Origin of the sequence: Catenulispora rubra (genome assembly GCF_015356825.1) — a bacterium.
Classification (GTDB): Bacteria; Actinomycetota; Actinomycetes; order Streptomycetales; family Catenulisporaceae; genus Catenulispora; species Catenulispora rubra.
Genome location: NZ_JAACYW010000410.1, coordinates 1 through 8,173, shown reverse-complemented (window position 1 = coordinate 8,173; position 8,173 = coordinate 1). Strand labels below are relative to the sequence as shown.

At 69.0% G+C, this 8,173-nt stretch carries 6 protein-coding genes and 1 pseudogene; 3 read left to right on the top strand and 4 right to left on the bottom strand.

The window, feature by feature from the left end:
• Positions 1 to 851: 851 nt before the first annotated feature.
• Positions 852 to 1,286, top strand: a pseudogene (locus tag GWK61_RS50610) (SigE family RNA polymerase sigma factor); the annotation flags it as partial.
• On the opposite strand, the gene GWK61_RS59095 reads toward GWK61_RS50610, so the two are convergent.
• On the bottom strand, positions 1,235 to 1,384 hold the full coding sequence (locus GWK61_RS59095; RefSeq protein ID WP_267254587.1) for a hypothetical protein: 150 nt from the start codon (positions 1,382 to 1,384) through the stop codon (positions 1,235 to 1,237). The pseudogene GWK61_RS50610 and the gene GWK61_RS59095 sit on opposite strands and share 52 nt — an antisense overlap.
• 2 nt (positions 1,385 to 1,386) lie before the next feature.
• Here GWK61_RS59095 and GWK61_RS50605 point away from each other — a divergent pair, with 2 nt between their 5' ends.
• Positions 1,387 to 2,640 (top strand): endolytic transglycosylase MltG, encoded by a 1,254-nt coding sequence (locus GWK61_RS50605; protein WP_194921118.1) that lies wholly within the window; start codon positions 1,387 to 1,389, stop codon positions 2,638 to 2,640.
• An 87-nt stretch (positions 2,641 to 2,727) separates the two neighbouring features.
• On the opposite strand, the gene GWK61_RS50600 is transcribed toward GWK61_RS50605, so the two are convergent.
• Both GWK61_RS50600 and GWK61_RS50595 read right to left on the bottom strand, forming a co-directional pair.
• Positions 2,728 to 4,821: a hypothetical protein gene (locus tag GWK61_RS50600; RefSeq protein WP_323748142.1), complete on the bottom strand. Its 2,094-nt coding sequence runs from the start codon at positions 4,819 to 4,821 to the stop codon at positions 2,728 to 2,730.
• Between the two features lie 141 nt (positions 4,822 to 4,962).
• Positions 4,963 to 5,322, bottom strand: coding sequence for a BlaI/MecI/CopY family transcriptional regulator (locus GWK61_RS50595; protein WP_194921120.1), 360 nt, complete (start codon positions 5,320 to 5,322; stop codon positions 4,963 to 4,965).
• A 67-nt stretch (positions 5,323 to 5,389) separates the two neighbouring features.
• Between GWK61_RS50595 and GWK61_RS50590 the strand changes: the two genes are divergently transcribed.
• Positions 5,390 to 6,814, top strand: coding sequence for a recombinase family protein (locus GWK61_RS50590; RefSeq protein WP_194921116.1), 1,425 nt, complete (start codon positions 5,390 to 5,392; stop codon positions 6,812 to 6,814).
• Here GWK61_RS50590 and GWK61_RS50585 read toward each other — a convergent pair.
• Positions 6,807 to 8,173: putative Ig domain-containing protein (locus tag GWK61_RS50585; RefSeq protein WP_194921114.1), on the bottom strand; the 1,367-nt coding region annotated here is incomplete at its 5' end. The genes GWK61_RS50590 and GWK61_RS50585 overlap by 8 nt on opposite strands.

Below are 8,173 nucleotides of genomic sequence, written 5' to 3'. Positions count from 1 at the left end.
GGGTGGGAGGTTGCGGGTCTGGGTGCTCGACGTGGTGCGGTTGGTTTGTGGTTTTACAGGCGTTTTTACGGCTTCGCGCATGGTTGGATGGCCCCGCAGGGGACGCAGTTCGGTCGTGCGGCGCATGTCGTGCTGGCGGCCGCCGGTATTCGCGGACACGACCGCGCACCGGTCCGGGTCTCTGCGGCGGTGCGTTGGCGGGTGGCGGTTTTCGCGTGCACGACCGCGCGTGAGTCCGAGTCACTGCGCACGCGTCATGTGGGCGGGTGGCGGCTGCGTTTGGTGGGTGCGTTGAGGCCTCTGGCGGGCCTCCTCGACGAGGGGGCGACCCGCGCGTCGGGTTGTTTGGCGGCGGTCCGCGACTGTTCGGCTTTCTATCCGCTGTTGCTTGCGCTGCGTTGTGCGCTGGCGGTGCTGCTTGTGGTCGCCAAGGTTCTGGGTCCCTCGCCACGTAGTCGGCCACGCGCCAGCCGTCACCAACCGCAAGGCGCCCGTCTTCACTGCGGCCGGCAGCCTGGCCGCATCAGCTCGGCTGTATTGCCGCCGATGTCAGCCGCCGGCGATCCGTAAGCTGAGCCTCGGGCCGTCGCGTGGTCGTGTCCGCGTTCGCCGCCGGCCGCCAGCGCAACTTTCGTCGCGCGATCGAACTGCGTCCCCTGCGAGGCCATCCAACCATTGGCGAAGCCGTAAAGATCGCCTGTAAAACCACTGATCAACCGCACCGGCCCGCCACCCCCGGCCAAAAACCCTCCGGCGCCTCTCAACTTCCGTGCCCTTCGGAGGCTCTACCCAGTGTGCGTGCCGAGACCACCGGTGCGTGGGTGGAGGGAAGGAGAGCGGGGTGCCGCCGAATGGCGCTCACCGAGGGTGAGGAGCAGGCGTTCTGGCAGTTCGTGGCCAGCCGTCGGCAGCAGTTGGTCCGGACTGCTTATTTGCTCGCTGGGGATCATGGGCATGCCGAGGACTTTGTTCAGGACGCTTTGATCCGGGTTCATCGGAACTGGCGGCGGATTGAGCGGGTTGATCAGCCGGAGGCCTATGTCCGCCGGATCATCGTCAACCTGGCGAACTCGTGGTGGCGGCGGGCTTTGCGGCATCGGACGCATGTCGAGTGGCAGCCCCCGGATCGGCCCGACGCGTACGACGGGCATGCGGCGGTGGACCGGGAGGACGAGTTGTGGCGGGCGTTGGCCACGCTGCCGCCGGGCATGCGCGCGGTGATCGTCCTGCGCTACTACGAGGAACTCACCGAGGCCGAGACCGCCGCGCTGCTGGGCCGGTCGATCGGCACCGTCAAGAGCCAGGCCTCGCGCGGGCTGGTCCGGATGCGCGAGGCGCTGTCCGAGGCCCGGGACGAGGTCGCGACCGATGAGACAGGAGTCATCCATGACGGACCAGGAGCCCGGGGGGCCCGGCGGCTTCGGGGAAGAGGTCTCCCGCATGCTCCACGCGCGAGCCCTGCGGTACCCGGAGCACACCGACCCGGTGGGCCTCACCAGAAAGCACCTGAAGGCGGCCGCGCATCGCCGGCGGGCGATGGTCGGCGCCACGACCACGCTGGCGTTGACCGGCGGGGCGGTGTTCGGCATCGTCGCCGCGTACCCGTCCGGCAACGGTGGCGGCGGTCCGGGCACTGGCACGGGGACCGGCGGCAAGGTCGGCAGCGTGGCGGCAGCCCCCGACTACGTCGCGACGGCCGCGTGCCCCGAGAACACGAAGGTGCCGGTGGACGTCCCGCGCGGTGCGACCAGTGCGCAGATCGCGAACGCGTTGGTCCAGTCCGGCGTGGTCAAGAGCGCGCAGGCGTACCTCAACGCGGCGAACCGGAACCCGGCGTCCGGCGGCATCACGCCCGGCACCTACGCGATCTGCCCGCGGATCTCCGGCGCCAGCGCGGTGTCGGAGCTGTTGAAGAAGTCGAACGTGTCGAACGCCTCGCAGATCATCGTGACACCGCACGAGTGGGGCAAGGCCGTGATCGCGAGCCTGATCGACAAGCGCAAATGGAAGCAGGCCGACTTCGACACGGCGATCGCCGACAACACGATCGGCCTGCCGGCATGGTCGGTAGACTCGATAAACCACCAGTTCACGATCGAGGGCATGCTGGAACCGGGGACATACTGGATCACCTCGTCCGACTCGCCGCGGAGCATCCTGGCGCAGATGGTGGCGAACCGGATGACGTTCCTGAAGAGCATCGGCTTCGAGGCCAAGGCCGCAGGGTTGACCTGCGGCACCGCCAAGTGCACGCCGGAGCAGGTGCTGACCGTCGCCTCGATCGCCGAGGCTGAGGTCAGCGACCCGTTCGACGGTACCCGGGTCGCCGAGGGCATCTACTCGCGCCTGGAGGACGACGACTATCTGAGCGTCGACTCCACCGCGCTGTTCGCGATCGGCCACCTTCCCGCGGGCGAGCGCCCGACAGCGGCCCAGGTCCGGGACCCGGGCAACCCGTATTCGACCTATGCGCCGCACCACGGTCTGCCGCCGACGCCGATCAGCGTCCCGTCGGACGACATGATCAAGGCCGCGCTGGCGCCGACGCACGAGGGCGACTACTCCTGGTGCGTCACCGCCGCCGGCACCAACTTCTACACCAAGAGCCAGCAGGCGGCTCGCGACAAGGCGTGCCACTGATACCTACAGCTAATGGGAACACCAAGCGCGGCGGCGTGCCAGGGACTGTCTGGCACGCCGCCGCGGTCTATGGGTGACGCCGCCGCGTCAGCGCACGTTCAGCGCGGTGTCGTCGAGCACGAACGAGGTCTGAAGCTCGTAGTCCTCGCTGCCGGTGAACTTCAGCGTGACGTTCTGGCCGATGTAGCCGGCCAGGCTGAAGGAGTGCTGGGTGTAGCCGCTGTTGGCGTCGAGGTTGCTGTACGTCGCCAGGGTGCCCAGGACCGTCCCGGAGCCGTTGAGCACCTGGACCTTCAGCGTGTCGTACGCCTTGCCGGTGCTGGTCTCGGCGGTGTCGACGTGCAGCCAGAACGAGAAGGTCGCACTGGTGCACGACGCCGGGATCGTCACCGTCTGGGCCAGGCTGTCGGTGTGGGTGGTGCCGTAGCCGTCGAGCCAGGCGTCGTAGTTGCCGGAGTGGGCCGGCTCGGAGGTGGTGTCGCTGTTGATGACGCTGGCGGACGTCGCCCACGGCGAGGCGCTGCCGGTCTCGAAGCCGGGGTTGCCGAGCAGCTGCGCCGCGGTGCAGCCGCCGCCACCGCCGGAGGAGTTGACCGTCCAGGTGAAGGAGGTCGAGCCCGAGGCGGTGCCGGAGGAGGCGGTCACCGTGACCGTCGAGGATCCGGTGGTGCTCGGCGTGCCGGTGATGGCGCCGGAGCTGCTGATCGACAGGCCGGCGGGCAGCCCGGTGGCCGAGTAGGTCAGCGACTTGCCGGCCGAGTCAGAACCCGAGATCTGCAGGGTGCTGATAGCGGTCCCGGCGGTCGAGTTCTGGCTGCCGGGGTTGGTGACGGAGACGGTCTCGGTGCCGCTGCTGCCGGTCTGCAGGCCGGTGATGCCGTCGGGGGTGCCGATGCCGGTCGGGCCGTCGTAGCCGACGCCAGCGGTGCACAGGTACGACGGCGAGCAGCTGCCGTCGTTGCCCGAGGTGACGTCGTAGAAGTTGGCCGTGTGCTGGTAGATGTCCTGCGCCGGGGTCGCACCGGCGTTGCCGGCCAGGGCGAACATCGCGGCCACCATCGGCGAGGACGCGGACGTGCCGCCGACTTCCTGCCAGCCGCTGTTGCCGTTGGACGTGTCGTAGACGGCGACGCCGGTGGCCGGATCGGCGTCGGCGGCGACGTCGTTGTCGATCCGGTTGGAGCAGCCCGACGGCAGGTTCAGTGCCGCCTGCCACGACGGCTTCGCCTCGTACGACGAGCAGCCCGAGCCGGTGCCCTCGGAGCCGTTGGTGGTGTTCCACACCGACTCGGTCCAGCCCCGCGAGTTCGAAGCAGTCGTCAGGTTCGTACCGCCGACCGACACCACGTTCGGCGACGTCGCAGGGTACGACGCTCCGTAGTCCGAGTCGCCCGCGGAAACAGTCGTCACGACGCCCGAAGCGTGCGTGAAGTACGTGCTGTCTTCCGAGGTCTCGGAGGAGGACTCGGAGCCGCCCCACGAGTTCGATATGTAGCCGGCCACGTTCGCCGCCGCGGCCTGCGCGACGTAGAGACCGTTGCTGGAGTCGTCGTTCGCCTCGACCAGCACGATCTTGCACAGCGGGCAGATCGCGGAAGCCATGTCCAGGTCCAGCGACTCCTCGACCGTCCAGTCGTCGCCCGACGGCGGCGCCGAGGGCAGCGGCGAGGTCTGGCCGTTCTGGTTCACCTTGGTGAAGTTCGCCGCGGGCAGGCCGGCGGCCGAGCGGTACGCGGCCAGGTCGGACGCGGCGTTCGCGTCGTCGAAGGCGTCGACGATCGCGATGGTCCGGCCGGCGCCGTTCGAGGCCGCGGCGGAGGTCAGGTTGTACGCCGACTGGAGCTGCGAGGGACCGTAGCCGACGCCGCCCGGGATCGCGTTCGGGGCGGCGGACGCCGGCGCCGCGACGGGGTGGATGCCGTTGCGCTTCAAGGCGAAGCACGACTGGTGGCCGACCACGATGACGGCCGGGCAGGCGTGCGTAGAACCCTGATTCGCCGCCGAGAGCGCGGGCTGCGCCGCGTGCGCGGAACCGGCGGCTTCTGCGGCGATCAGGTTCGCGTGTGCGGACGCGGCGGTGGGGCTCGTGGTCCCCGACGCCGCACTGACCGACAGCGCGCCGCTTATGGCGACCACTGTTGCCAGGCACACGATCGCGCGCAGGCGTGTACTGATTCTCACTGGGGTGGCTTCCCTCTCGATGTGGGGAGGTGGCAGGACTGCTGCCGTCAGGGAAGTTAGCCGTGCGAACTAAGTCGGTCAACGGACGCTGATGTAAACACACGGAGAAGAATGATCGTCAGTCACTCAGGGAGCTGTCACTCAGGGAAGCCGGCGGCCCTCCAGCGCCGTGCGCAGCGCCTCAGCCTCCTCCTGCGACAGCTGCTCCAGGAAGTGGACGAACGACACCGTCTGGTTGTCGCTGGTGGCCAGCGCGTCGCACATCAGCCGCGCCGTATACGACTCGCGGGAGGCCGCAGCCTCGTAGGCGTACGCCCGACCCCTGCGCTGGCGGCTGAGCCAGCCCTTGCGCCGCAGCTTCTCCATGACGGTCAGGACCGTCGTGTAGGCCAGATCCCGGTCCGTGTTCAGGTCGGCCAGGACGTCGCGGACCAGGACCGGACGGTTGTGCCGCCACACCCGATCCATCACTTGGGCTTCCAGTTCCCCGAACTGCCGCAGAGCCACGAGCAAAGCCTAATCGAATCCGCCCTTCAACATCTACTAATTGGAGTAGTAGCGTTACTTCATGGCTGTGCTGGGCGAAGCAGGTGTCGTAGGAGCGCTCTACTGTTGCGTTCCCAGACGTGGCGACGAGGATCAGACGCCGGTCGACGTGCAGGAACGGCAGGGACGCACGTATGCCGCCGGGATCGGGGTCACGGTGCCGGCGCACCTGGTGTTCGCCGATCAACGCCGTTCTGTGTGGAATTCGGGCAGTGCGCGGCCGGCGTGGTCCCGGCTGCTTACGGCCGTGCGTAGTGGACGCGTGCCGGCGGTGGTGGTGATCAAACCGGCGATGCTGGTCCGCCATCGCGCCGCCGACGCGGTCGAGTTGCTGATCGCGGCGCAGGAGCACGGCGTGGACCTGTACTCGATGGGCGACTCGTTGGATCTCGCGGATCCGCGCGGCCGGGAGGAAGCCTTGTCCCAGGCGCGGCATCACGCAGGCAAGGCCGCCTCGCTGTCGAAGACGGTGCAGAAGCTGCGTCGTCAGACCGCTGATGACGGCCTGCCACACGGCGGCGGCCGCCGGGCCTACGGCTACGGCCCCGGCATGCAGCCGCTGATCCCCGAGGAAGCGGAGACGGTCCGGGAGATGTACTCGCGCTACCTGGCCGGAGACAGTCTGCGGGCCATCGCCGGAGACCTGAACGCGCGCGGCGTCCCGACCGTGACCGGCGCCAAGTGGACCACCGGCGGCGTCAGCCGCATCCTGGTCGCCCCGCGCTACGCCGGTCTCCGCGTCTTCCAAGGCGGCGTGGAGTCCATCGACGGCCTGCGGCAGGCCGTGTGGGAGCCCTGCATCGGCGTCGAGGACTGGCAGCGGGCTCAGACCGAGCGTGCCGCTCGCACGGCCGTGGCGGATCGCCGGCCCCGCGCGGACTACCTGCTGACCGGTCTGGTGGTGTGTGAGCGGTGCCGCGACCACATGGTCGGCTCCATCGTCGGCGACTACCGGATGTATGCGTGTCCTTCGAAGAACAAGCCGCAGTCCGACCGCTGCAACCGGCACATCGGCGCCAAGTCGTTGGAGGACTACGTCCAGCAGGCCGCCGTCGAGGTGTTGCAGAACAGCAGCAGCACCCCGGCGCCGTCGGACCTGCCGGTCACGGTGCGCCGCGGCCCGGTCGGCGCCCCCGGCCGCACGAACCAGTTCCGGGTCGGCCACGGCCGGGTGGAGACGCAGAGTGCGAACGTCCTGGACGGCGTCGTCACCGGCCCCGAAGCCCCCGGCGCCTGGTCGCGGCTGCCGGAGCAGCGGCGTCGCGCGGTACTGCGGTTCCTGTTCGCGTCCGTCGAGATAGGGGACAAGACCACCAGCCGCAGCGTTTTCGACACCAGCCGGATCAACATCCTGCCGGGCCTGTCGCTCGACGAGTACGCCGTGGGTGGCGGGCCGGCGTCCGGTCCGCCACCCACGGCTCAGGAGAGCGTTAGGAGGGTCAGTTGACGTTCAGGGCGTTGTCGTCCACCACGAAGGACGTCTGCAGGGAGGAGTCCTCGGTGCCGGTGAACTTCAGGGTGATGGTCTGGCCGATGTAGCTGGCCAGGCTGAAGGAGTGCTGGCTGTAGCCGCTGTTGTGGTTGAGGTTGCTGTAGGTCGCCAGCGTGCCGAGCACGGTGCCGGAGGAGTTCAGGACCTGCACCGACAGCTTGTCGAAGGCCGTGGTGGTGGTCGTCTCGCTGGTGTCGATGTGCAGCCAGAAGGAGAAGTTCGCCGTCTTGCAGGTGGAGGCGATGCTCACCTTCTGCGACAGGGTGTCGGTGTGCGTGGTGCCGTAGCCGTCCAGCCACGCGTCCCAGTTACCGGAGTGGGCCGGCTCGCTGATCGTGTCGTTGTTCAGCACGCCGGCGGTCATCGACCACGGGGCCGAGCTGCCGGTCTCGAAGCCCGGGTTGCCGAGCAGCTGGGCCGCGGTGCAGCCACCGCCACCGGAGGGGTTGACGGTCCAGGAGAACGTGGTCGAACCCGAAGCAGTGCCCGAAGACGCCGTCACGGCCACGTTGGAGGTGCCGGTGCCGGTCGGCGTGCCGGTGATGGCGCCGGAGGAGCTGATCGACAGGCCGGCCGGGAGGCTGGAGGCCGAGTAGGTCAGCGACTTGCCCGCGGAGTCGGTCGCCTTGATCTGCAGGGTGCTGATGGCAGTGCCCTGCGTCGAGGTCTGGCTACCGGGGTTGGTGACGCTGACTGTCTCAGTGGACTGCGAGTTAACCGTCCACGTGAACGAGGCGCTGCCGGAGGCGGTGCCCGAGGACGCCGTCACCGTCACGGTTGAGCTGCCGGTGCCGGTCGGTGTGCCGGTGATGGCTCCGGAGCTGCTGATTGACAGGCCGGCCGGGAGTCCGGTGGCCGAGTAGGTCAGCGATTTGCCGGCCGAGTCGGTCGCGGAGATCTGCAGCGTCGAGATCGCAACGTTCTGCGTCGAGGTTTGGGTGCCGGGGTTCGTGACCGAGACGGTCTCGGTGCCGCCGCCGCCGGTCTGCAGGCCGGTGATGCCGTTCGGCGTGCCGATCCCCGTCGGGCCGTCGTAGCCGACGCCCGCAGTGCACAGGTACGACGGCGAGCAGCTGCCGTCGTTGCCGGAGGTGATGTCGTAGAAGTTGGCGGTGTGCTGGTAGATGTCTTGGGCGGGGGTGGCGCCGGCGTTGCCGGCGAGGGCGTACATGGCGGCGACCATGGGGGAGGAGGCGGAGGTGCCGCCGACTTCGTTCCAGCCGGTGTTGCCGTTGGAGGTGTCGTAGACGGCGACGCCGGTGGCGGGGTCGGCGTCGGCGGCGACGTCGTTGTCGATGCGGTTGGAGCAGCCGG

Excerpts from the sequence above, each read along its gene's own strand:
- GWK61_RS59095 (WP_267254587.1), bottom strand. The coding sequence starts at position 1,384 with ATGACTCCTGTCTCATCGGTCGCGACCTCGTCCCGGGCCTCGGACAGC.
- GWK61_RS50605 (WP_194921118.1), top strand. The coding sequence starts at position 1,387 with ATGACGGACCAGGAGCCCGGGGGGCCCGGCGGCTTCGGGGAAGAGGTC.
- GWK61_RS50590 (WP_194921116.1), top strand. The coding sequence starts at position 5,390 with ATGGCTGTGCTGGGCGAAGCAGGTGTCGTAGGAGCGCTCTACTGTTGC.